Source organism: Salinicola sp. LHM (assembly GCF_034479735.1).
Classification (GTDB): Bacteria; Pseudomonadota; Gammaproteobacteria; order Pseudomonadales; family Halomonadaceae; genus Salinicola; species Salinicola salarius.
Genome location: NZ_CP140261.1, coordinates 2,587,980 through 2,607,073, shown reverse-complemented (window position 1 = coordinate 2,607,073; position 19,094 = coordinate 2,587,980). Strand labels below are relative to the sequence as shown.

At 64.3% G+C, this 19,094-nt stretch carries 12 protein-coding genes and 1 pseudogene; 9 read left to right on the top strand and 4 right to left on the bottom strand.

The features are described from left to right. The first annotated feature begins 4 nt into the window (after nt 1–4). The 4 genes and pseudogenes from purF (at nt 5) to R5R73_RS11900 (ending at nt 4,453) form a co-directional block, all read left to right on the top strand. On the top strand, nt 5–1,519 hold the full coding sequence (purF, locus tag R5R73_RS11915) for an amidophosphoribosyltransferase (protein WP_071232152.1): 1,515 nt from the start codon (nt 5–7) through the stop codon (nt 1,517–1,519). Nucleotides 1,520–1,740: 221 nt separating this feature from the next. Continuing rightward, nucleotides 1,741–2,973, top strand: coding sequence for an O-succinylhomoserine sulfhydrylase (locus tag R5R73_RS11910; protein WP_322527637.1), 1,233 nt, complete (start codon nt 1,741–1,743; stop codon nt 2,971–2,973). A 248-nt stretch (nt 2,974–3,221) separates the two neighbouring features. After that, nucleotides 3,222–3,776: pseudogene (locus R5R73_RS11905) on the top strand (cytochrome b). Nucleotides 3,777–3,865: 89 nt separating this feature from the next. Further along, complete coding sequence (locus R5R73_RS11900; protein ID WP_322527636.1) at nt 3,866–4,453, top strand: YceI family protein; 588 nt, start codon at nt 3,866–3,868, stop codon at nt 4,451–4,453. A gap of 137 nt (nt 4,454–4,590) precedes the next feature. Here the strand turns inward: R5R73_RS11900 and R5R73_RS11895 are convergent, their stop codons facing one another. Next, nucleotides 4,591–5,733, bottom strand: a complete 1,143-nt coding sequence (locus R5R73_RS11895; protein WP_322527635.1) for an NAD(P)/FAD-dependent oxidoreductase — start codon at nt 5,731–5,733, stop codon at nt 4,591–4,593. Nucleotides 5,734–5,951: 218 nt separating this feature from the next. On the opposite strand from R5R73_RS11895, the gene dkgB reads away from it, so the two are divergent. Together dkgB and R5R73_RS11885 are read left to right on the top strand one after the other, a co-directional pair. Continuing rightward, entirely contained in the window at nt 5,952–6,764 is an 813-nt protein-coding gene (gene dkgB, locus R5R73_RS11890) for a 2,5-didehydrogluconate reductase DkgB (protein WP_322527634.1), read from the top strand. A gap of 196 nt (nt 6,765–6,960) precedes the next feature. After that, nucleotides 6,961–7,422, top strand: a complete 462-nt coding sequence (locus R5R73_RS11885; RefSeq protein WP_322527633.1) for a hypothetical protein — start codon at nt 6,961–6,963, stop codon at nt 7,420–7,422. A 127-nt stretch (nt 7,423–7,549) separates the two neighbouring features. Here R5R73_RS11885 and R5R73_RS11880 read toward each other — a convergent pair whose 3' ends face one another. Beyond that, entirely contained in the window at nt 7,550–8,740 is a 1,191-nt protein-coding gene (locus R5R73_RS11880; RefSeq protein ID WP_322527632.1) for an amino acid aminotransferase, read from the bottom strand. A 132-nt stretch (nt 8,741–8,872) separates the two neighbouring features. Continuing rightward, nucleotides 8,873–9,859 carry an aldo/keto reductase gene (locus R5R73_RS11875; RefSeq protein WP_322527631.1) on the bottom strand — a complete coding sequence of 329 codons (987 nt, stop codon included), beginning with the start codon at nt 9,857–9,859 and terminating at the stop codon, nt 8,873–8,875. Nucleotides 9,860–10,008: 149 nt separating this feature from the next. Between R5R73_RS11875 and R5R73_RS11870 the strand changes: the two genes are divergently transcribed. Genes R5R73_RS11870 through R5R73_RS11860 form a run of 3 tightly spaced genes read left to right on the top strand, consistent with a single transcriptional unit; the run spans nt 10,009 to nt 17,429 of the window. Beyond that, the gene (locus R5R73_RS11870) at nt 10,009–11,460 is read left to right on the top strand and encodes a hypothetical protein (RefSeq protein WP_322527630.1); all 1,452 of its coding nucleotides are present in this window, start codon (nt 10,009–10,011) and stop codon (nt 11,458–11,460) included. 3 nt (nt 11,461–11,463) lie between these two features. Further along, complete coding sequence (locus R5R73_RS11865) at nt 11,464–12,438, top strand: hypothetical protein (RefSeq protein WP_322527629.1); 975 nt, start codon at nt 11,464–11,466, stop codon at nt 12,436–12,438. Beyond that, complete coding sequence (locus R5R73_RS11860; RefSeq protein ID WP_322527628.1) at nt 12,435–17,429, top strand: hypothetical protein; 4,995 nt, start codon at nt 12,435–12,437, stop codon at nt 17,427–17,429. Before R5R73_RS11865 ends, R5R73_RS11860 begins: the two co-directional genes overlap by 4 nt. Nucleotides 17,430–17,915: 486 nt before the next feature. Here the strand turns inward: R5R73_RS11860 and cfa are convergent, their stop codons facing one another. Then, nucleotides 17,916–19,067 (bottom strand): cyclopropane fatty acyl phospholipid synthase, encoded by a 1,152-nt coding sequence (gene cfa, locus R5R73_RS11855; protein WP_110634513.1) that lies wholly within the window; start codon nt 19,065–19,067, stop codon nt 17,916–17,918. Between the last annotated feature and the right edge of the window lie 27 nt (nt 19,068–19,094).

Genomic DNA, 19,094 nt, shown 5'->3' with positions numbered 1-19,094 from the left:
CGGCATGTGCGGTATCGTAGGCCTCATGGCCAATGAAGCGGTCAATCAGTTGATCTATGACGCATTGACGGTCTTGCAGCACCGCGGACAGGATGCCGCCGGCATGATGACCTGGGATGAAGGTCGCTTTCTGCTGCGCAAGAACAACGGTCTGGTCCGGGACGTGTTCCATACGCGTCACATGAAGCGACTGAAGGGCAACCTGGGTATCGGCCATGTCCGCTACCCGACCGCCGGTACGGCGAGCGAGGCCGAATCCCAGCCGTTCTACGTCAATTCGCCCTACGGCATCACCCTGGCCCACAACGGCAACCTGACCAACTCCGATCAGCTCAAGCAGGAGCTGTTCTCCTCCGATCTGCGCCATATCAATACCAGCTCGGACTCCGAGGTGCTGCTCAACGTGTTCGCGCACGAACTGGGCAAGCAGGGGCTGTATCTGACGCCGGAGGATATCTTCGACGCGCTGCGCCGCGTTCACCGGCGCTGCAGCGGGGGGTACGCTGCCGTGTCGATCATCAACGGCTTCGGGCTGGTGGCGTTTCGCGACCCCCACGGCATTCGTCCGGTCGTCTATGGTACGCGCCAGACGCCCGAAGGCCAGGAAGTGATGATCGCCTCCGAGTCGGTGGCGCTCGATGTGGCCGGCTTCGAACTGGTGCGGGACCTGGCGCCGGGCGAGGCGATCTTCGTCGACATGGACAAGAACATCCATACGCAGATGTGCGCCGACAAGCCGCGGCTGACCCCGTGCATCTTCGAGCACGTCTATCTGGCGCGGCCCGACTCCATGCTCGACGGTGCCTATGTCTACGGCACCCGGATGCAGATGGGCCGCAAGCTGGGCGACCGCATCCAGCGCGAGTGGCCGGACCACGACATCGACGTGGTGATCCCGATTCCCGATACCTCCCGGACCACGGCGCTGGAACTGGCCCAGCACATCGGCGTGACGTTCCGCGAAGGCTTCATGAAGAACCGCTACATCGGCCGGACGTTCATCATGCCCGGGCAGACCCAGCGCAAGAAGTCGGTCCGCCAGAAGCTCAACGCCATCGCCAGCGAGTTCGAAGGCAAGAACGTGATGCTGGTGGACGACTCGATCGTGCGCGGGACGACCTGCAAGCAGATCATCCAGATGGCCCGCGATGCCGGCGCCAACAAGGTCTACTTCGCCTCCGCCGCGCCGGCCGTGCGCTATCCCAACGTCTACGGTATCGACATGCCGGTCGCCACCGAACTGGTCGCTCATGGCCGCACCGATGCCGAAGTGGGCGAGCTGATTGGCGCCGACCGGCTGATCTATCAGGATCTCGAGGATCTCAAGGCGGCCTGTCGCGAGGTCAACCCGGCGCTGGACGATTTCGACTGTTCGGTATTCGACGGCAACTACGTCACGGGCGATGTCGACGAGGAGTATTTCACGGCGCTGGAAGCGGCGCGTAACGATGCTGCCAAGTCCGGTCGCGAGAGCCTCAACGCCGTCGTCGATCTGCACAACGACAGTGAGGACGATTGATCGCCAGGGCGATCGAACCTGAGTCCGGCCGCATGTGCCGGGCTCTCACGGGATCTTGGAAACCTCTGATTAACTATTCCGCTGGGCAATACGGTGTCAAAAATCAACTCAAAATGCTCATTTACACCTTCGTAAACTCCGCTGTTTCGTTGATTTTTGCCTTGTCTTGCCTGCGCTCATGACGTTAATCGGAGGCTCCCTTGTTTTTCAGGAGCTGAAGGATGAGTTTTGACGACGCCCCCACGCCGGGGTTGGAAACACCGGGTCTGGAAGCATCGGGCCTGGAAACGTTAGGCCTGGAGACGCTGGCGATTCGTGCGGGGCATGAGCGCACCCACGAGCAGGAACACGGCGAGCCGATTTTCCCGACCTCCAGCTTCGTCTACGGCAGTGCGGCGGAAGCGGCGCGCAAGTTCAAGGGCGAGGAGCCGGGCAACGTCTACTCCCGCTTCACCAACCCGACGGTGCGCAATTTCGAGCGGCGTCTGGCGGCGCTCGAGGGCGGCGAGCGCTGCGTCGCCACCAGCTCCGGCATGGCAGCGATTCTCTCCACCGTGCTGGCGTTGCTCAAAGCCGGCGACGAGGTGATCGTCTCGCGTTCGGTGTTCGGCTCGACCATCGCGCTGTTCGACAAGTACCTCGCCAAGTTCGGCGTCGTCCCGCGCTATGTCGAGCTCAACGACCTGGCGCAGTGGGAAGCGGCCATCACGCCGAAGACCAGGCTGCTGTTTGCCGAAACACCGTCTAATCCGCTCAACGAGCTGGTCGATGTCGCAGCGCTGGCCGAACTGGCGCACCGTCATAGTGCTTTGCTGGCGATCGACAACTGCTTTCTGACCCCGGCGCTGCAGCGGCCGCTGGACCTGGGCGCGGATCTGGTGATTCACTCCGCCACCAAATATCTCGATGGCCAGGGCCGGGCGATCGGCGGCGCCGTGGTCGGGCGCGATGCCGAGCTCGAGCAGCTCTATGGCGTGGTGCGTACCTGCGGCCCGTGCATGAGCCCGTTCAACGCCTGGATCTTCCTCAAGGGGCTGGAAACGCTCAGCCTGCGCATGCAGGCACATAGCCGCAACGCACAGGCCATGGCGGAGTGGCTCGAAGCCCAGCCGGCCATCGAGCGCGTCTACTACAGCGGTCTCGAGAGTCACCCGCAGCATGCGTTGGCCAAACGCCAGCAGCAGGGGTTCGGTGCGGTCATGGGGGTCGAGGTGAAAGGCGGCCAGGCGGCCGCCTGGAAGGTCATCGACAATACACGCGTGATGTCGATCACTGGCAACCTGGGCGACGTCAAGACGACGATCACTCATCCCGGCACCACCACCCATGGCCGCCTCAGCGACGAACAGCGCGCTTCTGCCGGCATCCGTGATGGCTTGATTCGTATCGCCGTCGGCCTGGAAACGCTGGACGATCTCAAGGCCGATCTCGAGCGAGGTCTGACTCTGCTATAGCCAACGGCTCCCTCGCTTCGAAAAGCTCTGGCGGCATCGTCAGAGCTTTTTTTATTGGATGATCTCCCATCGGCTACCCAAGGGCTTTGAAGATATCCCGATACTCGCTATGGCATGCCATGGTGGGGGTATTGATGCATGTTCCCCGCGTATTGTTTCCTCTTCGTCACCAATCGTTTTCCGGAGACTCATCTAGCTTCCTGTCCGCCAGGCCGTATGCTGAGAGAATGACAACGAGAGAACGTGCCGTGTGGGGAAATACGCGATCGGGTTGGGGTTGGGTCAGCATCGTCATTCACTGGGCGAGCGCGCTGGCGGTTTTCGGCCTGTTCGCGCTGGGCTGGTGAATGACCGGGCTGGGCTATTACGATCACTGGTATCACCTGGCGCCGTGGTGGCATAAATCGATCGGCATCGTGGTGCTGCTGGTCAGCGTCTTCCGGGTCGTCTGGCGGCTGGCGCAGCCGACGCCGGTCGCCCATGGCAAGCCGCTGGAGCAGCGGGCGGCGCATGTCGGGCACGGGCTGATCTACGCGTTGATGTTCGTGGTGATGATCTCCGGCTATCTGATTTCCACGGCGGAAGGCGAGGGGATCAGCGTGTTCGGCTGGTTCACCGTGCCGGCGCTGGTCTCGGGGCTGCCGGATCAGGCCGTGCTGGCAGGTGACGTACACTGGTACGCGGCCTGGGCGCTGGTCATTCTGGCACTCGGTCATGGGCTGGCAGCGTTCAAGCATCACTGGGTGGATCGTCAGGATACGCTGACCCGCATGTTGACCTCCCGTGCGGCCAGACGCCGCTGAGGATTTCATTTCCGGCCTGGCCGTCGGCTGCCGTCGCCAGGACCGGACCGTTTGGCAAGATGACTCAAACCGCTTCGAGGAGCATGACGATGTTGAAGAAGACTGCACTGGCAACGCTGATCGCCGCCGCTTCGGCAATGCCGCTGGCCCAGGCACAGGCCGCCGACTACCAGATCGACACCGAGGGTCAACACGCCTTCATCCAGTTCAAGATCAGCCATCTGGGGTATTCGTACATTCTGGGCGACTTCAAGTCGTTCGACGGGGGCTTCAGCTACGATCCCGAGTCGCCGGACGACGCCAGCGTCAATGTCACCGTGGATGTGAACAGCCTGGAAACCAACCACGCCGAGCGGAACAAGCACATTCTGAGCGGTGACTTCCTCGCCGCGAGCGAATTCCCGCAGGCGACGTTCAAGTCCACCGGCTTCGATGTCGACGACGATGGTGACGAGGCCGAGATGACCGGCGACCTGACGATCCATGGCGTCACCAAGTCGGTGACGTTCGAGGTCGATCATATCGGCGGCGGCGACGACCCGTGGGGCGGCTATCGCCAGGGCTTCGAGGCAACGACGGAGCTCAACCTGGCCGACTTCGATATCGACATGAGCGCTTTCCCCGAGTCGATGCGTACACTGGAACTCTACGTGGTGCTGGAAGGCATCCGCCAGTAACGAGGCTCGGGCCGTGAGCCTCGCCTGAAAAAAGTGGTTCGATAGACGTGATCCCGGCCCTGGCGCCGGGATCGTGCGTTATGTGCTGTGGCTTTCGGGAAGGTGTTCAACAGGGTGGCGTGGGCAATGTCTCGCGGCTAGGCGTTACCCAGATAATGCGCCACTTCGCGGCGATCTCGGCGATGCTTCCAGCGCCGGACCCAGCGGCCGCGACACCATAGCGAGCCGCGCCAGGCGATGTCGCGGAGATCGCCCAGATTGAGTGCCTTCCAGCGTTCGAATTGATCGTAGCGCAGCGTCCGGGGCTCGCCGCTGAGTGTCTGATCCAGCGATTCCAGCAGCAGTGCCGCTCGTTCGCGTGTCGTCAGCGGATGATCGCGATCGGGCGGCGTCTCCCGGGCCAGGAACAGTCGCGAATCCTCACGGCTGCGTAACATGGGGCCGACGTCGAGGTGGCCCGTCTCGTCAGGCGTCAGGTCGAAGAGAGCCTGTGCCGGCGAAGGCCGCAGGTGGTCGGTGACCAGCAGCAGATCGGCATCGACGGCGCTGCCATCGTCCAGTATCAGTTGATGGCGGTCGTAGCGGGTCGCCGTCGCGACCAGTTCCAGACGCAAGCCACGGCGCAGCAGCCGCTTCATCAGCCAGCGATTGGCCCGCTGGCAGGCGCCGGGCAGCGGGCGGCGGTCGTTACCGATCAGAGTGACCGGAAGCCGGCGGCCATAGCGTTCACCCAGCGCCAGCAGGTTGGCCGCGAGTTCGACACCGGCAGGGCCGCCACCGATGACGGCGACGGAGGGAAGCGAGCCCGTAGCGCTGGCGAGACGGGTTTCCAGCTGCTGGCGCAACTGCCAGAGATCATCGGCGGTGGCGGTGAACACGCCTTTGGCGCTATAGAAGCCGGGAATGGCATGCTCGTCGAGAACGGGCGGCAGATCGAGCGACAGCCAGTCGTAATCGAGCTGACGGCCGCCACCGAGCGTGATTCGGCGCTTCTGGCGCTCGACCTGAATCACTTCGGCGCGAACATGGAAGCCGCCGTGGGCGACGATGCGGTCTGCCGGCAGGCGAATGTCTTCGCGCTGCCACTCGCCGCCCAGCATTCCGCCGAGCCAGTCCGAGAAGGCGAAGTCCTGTTGCGTCACCAGTGTGACGCGAGCGCCATGAGCGACAAGGCGCTCGGCGTGGGCGGCCACGTGAAGATGGGAATCGCCGTTACCGACGAGTACCAGATGCTGGCCCTCGGGATGGTTATCGGAGGAACTCGGCTGGGTATTGGGCATGCCTCGATCCGGGCGGGGAATCGGACTTCAGTCTAGCATGTGCATGGGGCCTGGCTGAAAACCGACGGTGCATGGCCGTGCCTGGCGTGCCCGATATTTGGACGAGCCCTCGGAAGAGGCTTGAAGACGCCGGCAGTTGTCCGCAATTGTAACTTGTTTGCACTGCTGGAGTTGCGCTTTTGGCCTCGGCTGACTTTTCATCTCAAGGAGAAGCATTCATGGCACGTCATATTTTGCCGCAACCCGGTCTGGGAACGTATCGTCTCAAGGAGCAGGCGGTGATCGATTCGGTGACGTCCGCACTCGAGCTCGGCTATCGTCATCTCGACAGTGCCCAGATGTACGAAAACGAAGCCGCGGTGGGCAAGGCGATCCATCAGAGCGGCATCGCGCGTGACGAGCTGTTCGTTACCACCAAGATCTGGTGGGACAAGCTCGAACCGAAGCAGTTGGCCGCTGCCATCGAGCAGAGCCTCGAGAACTTCGGTCTCGACCGGCTCGATCTGGTGCTGATCCATTGGCCATCCCCCAACGGCGAGGTGCCGATGGCCGATACCATCGGTGCGCTGGATGCGGCGCGTGCCCGCGGGCTCACCCGGCATATCGGCGTGTCCAATTTCACCATCGGCCAGATCGACGAGGCGCTGACACTGCCGGGCGGTGAAAACATCGTGACCAACCAGATCGAGGTGCATCCCTTCCTCGCCAATCGCAAGCTGGTCGAACACTGTCAGTCCAAGGGGCTGGAAGTGACGGCCTACATGCCGCTGGCGGTGGGCAAGGTGATGGACGACCCGGTACTCAAGCGCATCGCGCAGGCGCATGACGCCTCTCCGGCACAGATCGCGCTGGCCTGGATCGCGGCGCGCGACATCATCGTGATTCCCTCCTCGACCAAGCCGGCCAACCAGAAATCGAATCTCGAGGCGATGAACATTCGCCTGAGCGACGACGAGATCGAGCAGATCAACCGCCTCGATCGCGGCGACCGTCAAGCCAATCCCTCGTTTGCCCCTCGCTGGGACGAGTGACGTCTGCCTCTGACTGACCCCTTGGTTCCTGACTCCACAGGTCAACGAGCACAAGCGCCGGATGCCTGCCCGTCTCGGACGGGCATCCGGTCCGAACCTTGCGATACGATGCCGAAATTCGATCCCGAAATTCGATCCCGACGAATTTTTGCCGAGCCCGCGGGTCAAAAGCGTTACCGTTTCAAGAGGATCAGCAATGCGTACACGGACGATGAAAAAGGCAGTGGTATCGGGCCTGGGTGCCGGCTTGGTGGCGGGCCTGCTGGCGCTGCCGGCCTGGGCTCAGGACGCCTCGGCCATGGAAGAGGAGTCGACGCCGGCGGAAAGTTCGGGGCTGAACGTGAAACAGGATAGCGGTGAGCCGCAGGCCCCCGCCAATGCCTCTCAGGTCGATCACGAATCGATCGAGAAATCGGGCGGCGTCGGGCAGAAGAATGCCGGCTTCACCGATGGCGGCGCACAGACCCCGGTCGATCAGCGGCCCAATGCGTTGAGTTTCGACCAGCTGGATGTCGACGGTAGCGGCGTCATCGACGAGGACGAAGCGGTCAGCGCCGAGCAGCAGACGATGTTCCAGCAACTCAACGAGGCGGACGCCGGTGGCGTGACCCGGGAACGCTTCGAGCAGGCCATGGGATCGGATACGCTGTCCGAGTGATATTCAACGTCGTGTCGACCATATCGTCGTGATCGTGACGTGCCTGCTTATCCAACGAAGAAAACCTTAGATCCAACGAAAAAACCCCGGTCAGACCGGGGTTTTTCGACTGGCCACAATGCCAGGTTCAGTCGACGACGGCAGCGATCGCCTTGGCCACGTAGGGCAGGTTCTCGCTGGTGAAGCCGGCGACGTTGGCGCGGCCAGAGCCCACCATGTAGATGCTGAACTCGTCGCGCAGGCGCTTGACCTGTTCCGTGGAAAGGCCGGTGTAGGAGAACATGCCGCGCTGTTCCGCCACGTGGGCGAAGCGCTGATCCAGCCCATAGGGCTTGAGCGAATCGACCAGGTCGCGACGCAGCGAATTGATGCGATTGCACATCTCGGTCAGTTCACTCTTCCAGAGCTGGGTCAGCTCTTCGGATTCGAGAATGTCGATCACGATGGCGGCGCCGTGCGACGGGGGCGTGGAGTAGTTCTCGCGGGCGACGATCGCCATCTGAGAGCGCACGTTCTCCATCTGCTCGGCGGTTCTGGCGATCACGATCAGGCAGCCGGTACGTTCGCGATAGAGGCCGAAGTTCTTCGAGCAGGAACTGGTGATCAGCATCTCGTCGAGATTCTCGGCCAGCAGGCGCACGCCGAAGGCATCGACGTCCAGACCGTCACCGAATCCCTGGTAGGCGAAATCGACCAGCGGCAGCAGGCCGCGCTCCTGAACCACGGCCAGCACCTGGCGCCACTGATCCTGGTTCAGGTCGAAGCCAGACGGGTTGTGGCAGCACGCGTGCAGCAGCACGACATCGCCCTGCGGGATCTGCTTGAGCGCGGCCAGCATGCCGTCGAAGTCGAGACGGTTGTCGCTGTCGACGTACGGATAACGCTGAATCGGGATCTCGGCGCCTTCGAAGATGCCGATGTGGTTCGGCCAGGTCGGGTTGGAGAGCCAGATGCTCTTGCCCGGGAGTTGGGTGCGGATGAAGTCCGCTGCCAGGCGCAGCGCGCCGGTGCCGCCCGGCGACTGGGTAGCGCTGGCCCGGTTGGCGGCCAGTACCGGCGAGCCGGCACCCAGCACCAGCGGAAGAATCGCCTTGCCGTAGCGGGGATCACCGTGAGAGCCGATGTAACTCTTGGTCTTCTCGCTTTCCAGCAGACGCGCCTCGGCCTGTTTCACGGCCCGCATGATCGGCGTATTGCCATTCGGATCCCGATAGACGCCGACACCCAGGTCGACCTTCTGCGGGTTGGGATCCTGATTGTAAGCTTCGATCAGCCCGAGGATGGCATCCCCGGGGACGCGCTCGATCTTCTCAAACATTAGCGTGCACTACCTCGCTATTTCTGGGGACCATGACGATCTTTCGACAACTCATCGCATGATGCCACTGCCTATGGCGATCCGCCACTCGGGCCGGGCCGGCTCCTGCGAACGCTTACTCGAAGTTCACGACTATTCGAACCCGACGACCTCGTGCGGTACGTAGGGGGCTTCCAGCGTTTCGATTTCATCCGCCGTCAGCGTGATCTCCAGCGCGCCCAGCGCTTGGTCCAGGTGATGTGACTTGCTGGCGCCGATGATCGGCGCGGTGATGCCCGGCTTCTGCAGCACCCAGGCCAGCGCGATCTGGGCGGGCGAGACGTTTCTTGCCTCGGCGACCTGTTGCAGCGCTTCGATCACCGGTGCGTCACGATCGAGCCCCAGCTTCCAGTTGCGCATCTGCTCGTCGCTCTTGGCGCGCGTGGTGCTGCCTTCGCTGCCCACCGGCTTGCTGCCGGCGAGAATGCCGCGGGCAAGCGGGCTCCAGGGGATGACGCCCACGCCCTGATCCAGACACTGCGGGATCATCTCGCGCTCTTCCTCGCGATAGATCAGGTTGACCATCGGCTGCATGGTCGCGAATTTCGTCCAGCCGTTGCACTCGGCGACATGCTGGGCCTTGGCGAACTGCCAGGCGTGCATGCTGGAAGCGCCGATGTAGCGAGCCTTGCCCGCCTTGACGACCTCGTGAAGCGCTTCCATGGTCTCTTCGATTGGCGTGTCGTAATCCCAGCGATGGGTCTGGTAGAGATCGACGTAATCCATTTCCAGGCGCTCTAGCGAGGCATCGATGGCGTGATGAATGTGCTTGCGCGACAGCCCGCGCTCGTTGGGGGACTTGTTGCCGGTGGGGTTGTAGACCTTGGTCGCCAGCACGACCTCTTCCCGGCGCGCGAAATCCTTGAGCGCCTTGCCCACGACGCGCTCCGATTCGCCGTCGGAGTACATGTCGGCGGTATCGAAGAAATTGATGCCGGCATCCAGCGCCTGCTGGATGAAAGGGCGGCTCTGGGCATCGTCCAGCACCCAGTCCCGCCACTGCGGCGTGCCGTAGGTCATGGTGCCGAGGCACAGCGGGGAAACCTTGAGGCCGGTACGGCCGAGACGACGGTAATTCATGAAATTCTCCCGATGACGCGTAAATAAATAAAGGGCGTTCCTTACCATAGCATTCAATGACGGGATCGTTACCCGGATCGCCATGACCCGGCAGACCAACCTTGGCATAATGCGGCGCTTTCCCTCGTTGTTCCCCGTCTGGAGTCGACATGACCGCCTGGAACAAGCTGCTGGTCGCGACGACGCGGCTGCTGGATCTACATGACAGCGCCCACGAGCCGGGCTCGCCTTTCGTGCAGGTAACGCAGGAGCAGCGCCGCGGCCTGCGCGATGGCTACTGGCTCGACCTGGGCTGCCTGCTGCTGGACTACCTGCTGGAGGTGGACTTCGCCACCAACAGCGCCTTTGTCACCCAACGCCGCTGTCTGGCTCACCTGCGCGGGGATTATCCCGACCTGCCCGCGGACGACCTGAGCTTCGTGATCAACCTGCTGGCGACGCCCAGCGAGATCCACTACCGCGAATGGCAGGCGAGCCGCGACGACAGGGAGGAATCCAATGACGACGACGCAGCGCCGGGCATACGCGGCGGCCGCAGCACCAAGCGCACCGCGCTGATCGAGAAGCAGGGCCAGACCGGCCAGGTCAGGCTGACGCCCAGCGGCCGCCAGGCGGTCACCCTGGCGAGCCAGATCGAAGACCTGCTCTACTCCGAATACGATGCCGCCAAGGTCGTCGCCGCGCTGTCCCGCGGGGACTACGCCCGCGTGCCCGACATCACCCAGCAGATCCTGATGGCGATTCGCGCGCTGACCCAGGAGCTGCGTCGGGTGCGCGAGAACCCCACTCATGAAGGCAAACTGGCCGCCCTGATGGACAACGAGCGCCACTATCACAACGCCCTGAGCACGATTCAGAGCACCTTGCTCAGCGCCCGTGCGCAGCTCGCCGCGCCCGCCCTGATCGCCCAGTTCGACAACTGGGCCGAACGCCAGGAAGAGGAGTGGGACCTGCGGATGCTCTCCGGCGCCATCGGCCGCGTGCTGAACGCCATCGAAAACCTGTCGCGGCGGCTTTCCGAACTGTTGTCGGACATCGCCGAGGGCCGGATTCAGTCCATGGGCGTGATCGATTTCGCCGGGCTGGCGCACCGATTGCTGGTCTCGCCGCCGCCCAGGCGCCTGCAGGAAGCGGTCGTCGCGCGGATGATGCCGCTGGGAACGGCAGTGGTGATGCCTCGCGTCGAAACGCTGCTGCCGCTGGTCGAAACCCGCCGCGCCGAGCGCAGCGGGGCGGCGCTGGTCTTCGACGAGACGCGTGACAAGCCCAGCGCCGATCCGCTGCTGGCGCGCTACCTCAAGGCCCGCGGCCCGGCACTGCGCCAGCGCCTGCGCCAGGCGCCGCTGTCGCTACCCGACGCGCTCAGCGAAGGGTGGCACCACTTCGAGTCGGGTTCGGATTCGGCCAACGCCGAAATCCTGGACTGCCTGCCGCAGCTGCTCAACACCTTCGTCGATACCCAACTGCTCGATACCCGGCTCAGCGTCGGGATCGACGAGACCCCCTTTTCGATCGAGCTCCCCGACGGCCGGCGCATCGAAGGTGCCGTCACGCCCTCGCTGCGTCTGCTCGAGACGACGACAGAAGAACAGGAAGTTTGACCTATGAACATGATGGAAATGGGCGAAGTCGTCGCGTACCTGTTGCGCTACCGCACTGCCGAAAGCGTGCCCAGCGGCGGCCGCAAGCGCCGTGCGGCGCGCGAAGGCCAGCTCTCCGAGCGCGATGTCTGCGCGCTGATCGACGACGCCCAGGAGAACGAGCGCGAGGCGCTGCGGGACTTTCTCGCCGGACAGGGGCTGCGTCTCAAGGCGTTCGAGTCCGGCGACTATCCCGGAATCGCACCGGGCTCGCGCTTCTTCGCGCTATTGCCGGATCCGGAGCTCGAGCAGCCGCCGCTCTACACCCGCGAGCCGGTGTTCGAGGCACTCAAGCTGCGCCAGGAGAGCCGCACCGAGCTGGCGCTGTGGTATCTGCAGCTGTGGCTTTTGCTGCATACGCTGATTTACACCCGCCTGAACCGCGCGCTGTCCGACGTCAGCCGCTATCAGGAGGCGACCTTCACGCCCCGCGAGCTGGTGGAGCTGGTTCGCGATCAACTCGAGACGCTGCGGGGGCTGGGTGACCGCGCGCCGGAAAACAGTCGCGTCCTGCTCGACGAGCGGGGTGAGGACATTCCCCGGCGGGTGAAGGCCTTCATCGATCTGCTGGCCCGTGCCGGCCATCTCGATATGGTGCGCGAGGCCGGCGACGAGGATGTCTGGCAGCAGACGCTGCTCGGGGCGCTGGAAGCCGAACAGATCGGCGTGCACCACCTGACGCATCTGATCGAGCTGACCTCGGCCCAGGAGGACGCCGCTTCGATGCTTCGGGCCGACGTCGAGGACGAAGCGCCGGACGGTACGGAAGTCGACGGCGAGGCCCCCGGGACGGCCTCGCCGGCCGAGAACGAGGCGCACTCGGAAGCCGACCTGTTCGAGACGGATCGGGCCGACACCGATGCCGACGAGTCGGCCGAGGAGTCGACATCCGATGCCACAAGCCAATCCATGGACGAGCCTGGGGAGAATCGCCGGTGAGCGTCATCAACCGTATCGAAATCGCCAACCTTCTCAACAAGCACGGTGATATCGCCTCGCCCTGGGAAGCCAAGATGCGCCACCTGCTGCTCGACCTGCGCGGGCAGTCGAGCGCGGTGAGCATGGAGAACGGCTTCGGCAAGACCACCATGGCCGAAGCGCTGATCGGCATGCTCTCGCGGGATCGGCAGTTGCTGACGCGCACCCGGCGCAAGTGCTCGCCGTCGAAGGTCAACGGCGAGGGCCGCAGCTGGACCCACCTGCGCGTCGAATTCCGCGCCCAGGGGGGTGATGCCCAGCAGGAAGACATGCTCGCGGCGGCCGGAGAAGAGGTCGCCGGCGAGACCTTCGTCTTCGGCATGTACGGCTACAGCGATGGCAGCGGGCTTACGTTCTATCACTACCCGGGCAAGCTGGCCGACGTGCCGGTGCATCACGTCACCCGCGACGGCAAGCTGGCGCTCTACGCCAATGCCGATTTCCAGAGCATGCTGCGCAATCATGGCGCCACACGAGCCCACAACCGCGAAGAGTGGCTGGAAGCGGTGGGCGCGCACATCTCCCGGCGCGAGCTGGCGCAGCTGGCGGCGTTTCAGAAAGAGGGCGGCGCCGACAAGAGCCAGATCTTCAACGCGATCAAGCCGCGTGCCGGCGAGAAGGCCGATCAGGCATTCTTTTACGAAGTGCTGGCACCGCAGATTCTCTCCGGCGCCACCCGCGGCGAGACCGATGAAGAAGAAGAGCTGATCGAAGACGTCATCCTGCACTCGGGGACGCGCATCACCGAGCTGCGCCATCGCCTCGCCGAAGCCGAGAGCGATCAGCAGCGCGCCGACGAGAAGGTCGAACGGCTGGCATCGCTCGACCAGGAGGGCGAGGCCCTGCTCGAAGCGCGCAGCCAGCTCGTCATGCAGGATGCGGCACTACTGGAGGCCGAGCGTCTGCTGGGGGGCCAGGCGCTGGCGCCGCTGCCCGGCCTGCCGGGTCGTGGCGCTAACCGCGATGATAATGGTCGCGACAACAATGTTCGCAACGACAATGACCACGACGAAACGAACAAGGAGATCACCGAGGCCGTGGCAGGCCTCGCCTGGGCGATCGGCGATACCGAGCGGCCGCGGGTTTCCACCTGGCTGCTGGCGAAGCTCTCGCACCAGGCGGAGCGCAGCGTGCGTCAGGCGCTTTCCGAACGCGGGGCGCGGGTCGATACCCACCGCCGGCTCGTTCATCTGCCGACGGCCGGCTGGATCGGCGGGCGCGATATCGGTCATGTCGCGTTCGACCAGGCGCGTGCCTGGCTCGCCGACAGCCATGCCTTCAACGACGACGCCGCGCGCTATCGGGCGCTCGGCTTGCTCGACGATGCGGCCGAAGCGTTCGAAGGGCTGGACGGCAACCGCTTCCGGGAGGAGGTGATCGCCGACCGCGAGTATCGTCGGTCGCTGCGTCTCGATGCCGAACAGCTCGACGAGGAGATGGAGCGGCTGGAGCAGGAGCGCGAACAGCTCGAATCGCGCCAGCGCGACTTCATCGACAACCAGAGCGTCTATACCCAGGCGCTGGCCGAGGGGCTCTTCAGCGAGGCCGAGCTCGAATCACCTGAGACCACGCGTGAAGCGGCACAGTCGGCGCTCGCCGAAGCGCGCAAGGCGCACGCCGATCATCTCGGCCGGCTGGGCGAACTCAAGCAGCCGGCGCAGTGGCACGAGGCATTCGTTCGCGAACATCCCGACACGACCCCGGGCGAGCTGCTGGCGCTGAAGACCGAACGGCAGGAGACGCTGGAAGCCCAGCTCGCCGAGTGGAACGACGAGTGGACCGCGCTCGACGAGCAGCGCAATTCGCTGCGGGAAATCCTGCAGGCCCGCCGCGAGCAGCGCCAGCGCCTGGAAGGCGAACTGGGGCCGCTGCAGGCCGGCCGCGAAGCCTGGCAGACGTTCGTCGAAGGCTGGCCGGATGCCTCCGCGATCGGCTTCTGGAGCGAGCGCAAGAACGTGCTGGCGGAACTCGAACAGACGCTGGCCCAGGCGCGGCGGGAGAGCGACGATGCTGCCGCGCGGCTGGATCGGCTGACGCCGCTGGCGGATTCCAGCGAGCGCTACCGGCACTGGCATGGCGACGCCTCGCCGGTACATCTGCGCGATACGCTCTATCGCCAGTCCCGCGAGTGTCAGGACCAGCTGCATCGCATCGCACAGGAGTCCGCCCAGTTCGCGGCGCTGGATCAAGCCTATCGCCAGTTCCGTGAACTCGGCGGTGACGCCGCTCCCCAGGCCTGGCTGAAGGATGCCAAGGCGCGTTATCCACGTCTGCTGCGCGAGGCCGAGACGCTGGCCGAGACGATCGAGGCCCGCGAGCGCTATTTGGAGAGCCTCAGCGGCGATCCGCTGGCGCGACAGGCGGCGGAAGCCCAGGCGCATCAACTGCTGGAGGCCCGCGAGATCGGCTTCCGCGCGCTGCACGAGGTGCTCTCCGGCGGCGACGCCGACGACGAACGGCGTCGCGAGTGGCTGGCGCAGGCCGCCGGCCAGTTGTTCGCGCCGGTAGTCGAGGGCATCGATGCGGCGCGGCAAGCCTCCCAGTGCCTGATCGATGCCGGCTGCGGCGTGCCGGTGCTGGAAACCGGACGCCTGCTGGCGCTTCTGGAGCGGGGCGAGCTGCCGCTGGGGGCGGTACAGGGCGTCGAGACGCTGGCGGTGAAGGCGGCGCTGGACCCGGCCTTTCTCACGGCGCTGCGTGAAGAGACCCAGCAGCGGCTCGAGATCGACCGGCAACGCCAGCAGGCGCTGACGGAAGAGATATCCCGACTCGATCCTCACGGCGAGCGTTTCCGTCTGGCCCTGCAGGCGGCGGAAGCGCTGGAGCAAGAGGCCGAGTTGCGCCTGGCCGCGCTGGAAACGCAGCGCATGGAGACAGAAGCGGAGCAGGAGGCACTGACGCCTCGGCTGAGCGAAGCGGCGCTGAAATCGATCGATGATTACCAGCGATATCTGGAAGAGGGCGGCGAGCGGGCGCTGGACGAGGCCCGCGAGGCGCGCGAACTGGCCGTGGAAAGGCTCGAAACGCTGCAGCCGCAGCGTGAACAGGCAGCTCGCGAGCTCGAGACGCATGGCAGCAACTGGCTGGCGGCGGAACGCTTCGCCGAGGCCGGCGGGGTCGAGCGTCTGCGCGAAATCGATGCCAGCCTGGAAGCGTTGCTCGAAGAGATCGCCGAACTGGACGAGCGCGTTGTCGAGCTGACGCTGCGCAGCGAGGCGCTCGACGAGCGGCGCAGCCAATGCCGCGAGCAACTGAGCGGGCTGTTCGCCGACGGCGAGCGCGAGCGCCTGCGTCGTCTGGATCGGTTCGTTGCCGAGGGCGGCCCGGCATTCATGGATCGGGCCGAAGCGCGGGAAGCGGAGCTGACCGCGGCGCTGGCGCAGGCCAGCCGGCGTGCCGATTTCGATTTCGCCCGCATTCGCGCCTTCCTTCAGGTACGTGACGAAAAAGGCGGCAATCGCACCCTCGAGCGGGATATCGGCCGGGTGAAACAGTTGCTTAACGACACGCGCGACAAGCGCAAGCGCAACACCCGCGAACAGAGCGAGATCGACTCGCGCCTCGCTCGCCACCAGCAGGCACTCAACGTGACCGATCAGTTGGCGGTGGCTTGGCTCGAAGTGCTGCGGCAGCTGCCGGAAGGCTGGTCCGAGCGCGCACTAGCCGACGCCAACGCCGGCTGGCCGTCCGATCACGCCGAGGCCGAGCGTCTCGACGCCGCCATGGCCGAATGGCGGCGCTGGCAGGTCGCACCGCTCGATGCTTTCAGCGAAGGGGCTGGTGAAAGTTCTGGTGAAGATTCCGGCGCGGATGCGAGCGTTCAGCCGTTCGAGCTGGAAGCACTCGAAACCTGCCAGCAGACGCTGCTCGAAGGGCTCGGCAGTCTCAATCTGGGCGAGCGCGCGCGCAATCGCGAGCGCCAGGCGCGGGACGTGGCGGCCAGAGAGAAGGCGCTGGCATCGTCGCTGGAAGCGGCCAGTGCCAGCCGGTTGTTCAACGAGTCCGAGCGCGCCCGGCTGGGTACGCTGGAAGGCGTCACGCCGGAAGCGCTGGAGTCGCTGCGCGGCCTCCATCGCCAGCTCGAAGGCCAGCTCAACGAGCATCGCAGCCGGGTGACGCGGCTGCATGCCTCCCGCGAGCAGATCGAGGACACACTCGTCGAGCGTCTCAGCTCGATCATCATCGACGCCGCCGGCAACCTGGAAATTCTGCGTCGGGTAGCCCGCCGCTCCGCCGATGGCGGTGCCTACTTCGAGGTCAAGGCGGATCTGATCGCCGACGAGTCGGTGCGTGAGCTGATCCATCAACTGCTGGCCGACATCGACGCCCATCTCGCTGTGCAGCGTCGCCGGCTCGAGCAGGCGGGTGACGGGACACAGGCCAGGGGCGGTCGCGACGACGATCTGACCCGCCAGATTCGCCGGCGCATCTATCGCGGCCTGTTCCGCGACGTCACCATTCGCATCAAGCACGACGCCATTCGTCCACACGGCCGGCTGTTCTCGCTCAACGAGGATATGTCGGAAGGCCAGCGCGAGGCCGTTTCGCTGATGTGGCTGGTGAAGCTCTCCGAGTTCGCCATCGAACGGGAACTGCGCGAACTGCCGGGTAGCCACAAGCGTCGTGCCCGCGCCAGCCGCGAGAGCGTCATCCTGCTCGACGGCCTGTTCTCCAAGCTCTCGCATCGGCGCCTGATCCAGGACTCGCTGGAGTCGCTGCGCAATACCCGCGGACGCTTCCAGATGATCGGGCTGATCCACAACCCCAACTACGAGAATGACCCCAGCATCTTCCCCACCTACCTGGTCGGCAGCGTGATCGGTGGGCAACAGGGGCAGGGCGGTCACGTCATCGTGCGGGAAGGTCGGCAGGTCTCACCCGAGGAAACGGGGCGCGGCGAAGGCGAGGCGAGCCTGTTCGGGATTCATGTGACTCCGGCGGCGGTGGAGTAATCGGCAAGGCCCGCTTTGGCGGGCCTGGAGATAACGGACTTATATAACGGGCTTATGGTTAGATTCGATAGGATCGGCTTACTACTGGCCGAGCCTTTACCATCCTCTCGCTGGTGATTGCGAGGGGCAAGCCCCTCGCGCTCCCCTTTTTGACGCCACTGACGGCGAAGCCCTGAACGCCAATCGTCCGCGCTCGGGTCGGCGCGAAAGGACATCCATGCCCCACGCGCCTCTTGCGTCATCCATGACGCAAGACCCGGCACGGGCGATAGTCGTTCAGCGCCGTTCTGGAAGGCGTCGTTGGGGTGGCAAAGCCATGATAGCGGCTTAGTGTCAGCCTTAGTGACGCTTGCAGCGATGAACCAAAGAAAAGAGGCCTGCCGCTGTGGCAGACCCCATTTCTTTCACGTGGGTTGCATCCTTCAATAACCTTCGTAGCTCGTAGCTCGTAGCTCGTAGCTCGTAGCTCGTAGCTCGTAGCTCGGCTTAGCGCGGCGAGTCGTAACGTCCACCCCGGTCGTTGGAGTAAACCACCTGCCACAGCTGGATGTCTCTTGCCCGGAAGGCGCCAGCGCAGGAGCCGAGGTAGTAGAGGAACATCCGCTTGACGCGTTCGCTGTAGTTACCGGCGATCTCGTGCCAATGGGCGAGCAGGTTTTCCTGCCAAGCCATCAGCGTGGTGTCGTAGTCGGCGCCGAAATTCTGCCAGTCTTCCATGACCAGCTTGCTTTCGCTGGCATCGGCGATCTGCTGAACCGAGGGCAGGATGCCGTTGGGGAAGATGTACTTGTTGATCCAGGGGTCGATGCTGACTTCATTGGTATTGGAACCGATGGTATGCAGCACGAACAGGCCGCCCGGCTTCAGCAGGCGCTTGACGGTGTCGAAGTAGGTGGCGTAGTTGCGCTGACCCACGTGCTCGAACATACCGATCGAGACGATACGGTCGAATTCGCCGCTGAGCTCGCGATAGTCTTCGAGAATGATCTCGACCGGCAGGCCGGCACAACGCTCGCGGCCCAGCTTCGCCTGTTCTTCGGAGATGGTGATGCCGGTGACTTCGACGCCGTAATGGCGGGCCGCGTGTTCGGCGAAGCTTGCCCAGCCACAGCCGATATCGAGCACTTTCATGCCGGGTTCGAGACCAAGCTTGCGGCAGGCCAGATCGAGCTTGGCGACCTGCGCTTCGTGCAGCGTCCGGGCTTCCTTCCAGTAGCCGCAGGAGTAGCACATGGTCTCGTCGAGCATGCGGGTGAAAAGATCGTTACCGAAATCGTAATGCTCCTTGCCGACGATGTAGGCCCGCGCCTTGCTCTGCAGGTTCACGAAGCTCGACTGCAGCTTGTAGACGACGCGCTCCTTGGTGGTATGGGCGACGCCGCCAAGCCCATGACGGAGCAGTCGGTGAATCATTTCGTCGATACGGTCGCACTCCCACCAGCCGTCCATGTAGGCTTCGCCGAAGCCGATGGAACCCTGGCGGACGACCCGGGAGAACAGGTCGGGGTGGTGGACGCGAATGTCCCATGGCTGGTCGCCGTTGAGGGTGACACCGGATCCTTCCAGCATTTTCTCGATGGTGTGACGAGCGCGAGTGTCGGGCAGTGCGACTGGGGCGATTGGTGTATTACTGGTCATGGTTTTTCCTAGCAAGGGGCGCGTAAC

Excerpts from the sequence above, each read along its gene's own strand:
- purF (WP_071232152.1), top strand. The coding sequence starts at position 5 with ATGTGCGGTATCGTAGGCCTCATGGCCAATGAAGCGGTCAATCAGTTG.
- R5R73_RS11910 (WP_322527637.1), top strand. The coding sequence starts at position 1,741 with ATGAGTTTTGACGACGCCCCCACGCCGGGGTTGGAAACACCGGGTCTG.
- R5R73_RS11900 (WP_322527636.1), top strand. The coding sequence starts at position 3,866 with ATGTTGAAGAAGACTGCACTGGCAACGCTGATCGCCGCCGCTTCGGCA.
- R5R73_RS11895 (WP_322527635.1), bottom strand. The coding sequence starts at position 5,733 with ATGCCCAATACCCAGCCGAGTTCCTCCGATAACCATCCCGAGGGCCAG.
- dkgB (WP_322527634.1), top strand. The coding sequence starts at position 5,952 with ATGGCACGTCATATTTTGCCGCAACCCGGTCTGGGAACGTATCGTCTC.
- R5R73_RS11885 (WP_322527633.1), top strand. The coding sequence starts at position 6,961 with ATGCGTACACGGACGATGAAAAAGGCAGTGGTATCGGGCCTGGGTGCC.
- R5R73_RS11880 (WP_322527632.1), bottom strand. The coding sequence starts at position 8,740 with ATGTTTGAGAAGATCGAGCGCGTCCCCGGGGATGCCATCCTCGGGCTG.
- R5R73_RS11875 (WP_322527631.1), bottom strand. The coding sequence starts at position 9,859 with ATGAATTACCGTCGTCTCGGCCGTACCGGCCTCAAGGTTTCCCCGCTG.
- R5R73_RS11870 (WP_322527630.1), top strand. The coding sequence starts at position 10,009 with ATGACCGCCTGGAACAAGCTGCTGGTCGCGACGACGCGGCTGCTGGAT.
- R5R73_RS11865 (WP_322527629.1), top strand. The coding sequence starts at position 11,464 with ATGAACATGATGGAAATGGGCGAAGTCGTCGCGTACCTGTTGCGCTAC.
- cfa (WP_110634513.1), bottom strand. The coding sequence starts at position 19,067 with ATGACCAGTAATACACCAATCGCCCCAGTCGCACTGCCCGACACTCGC.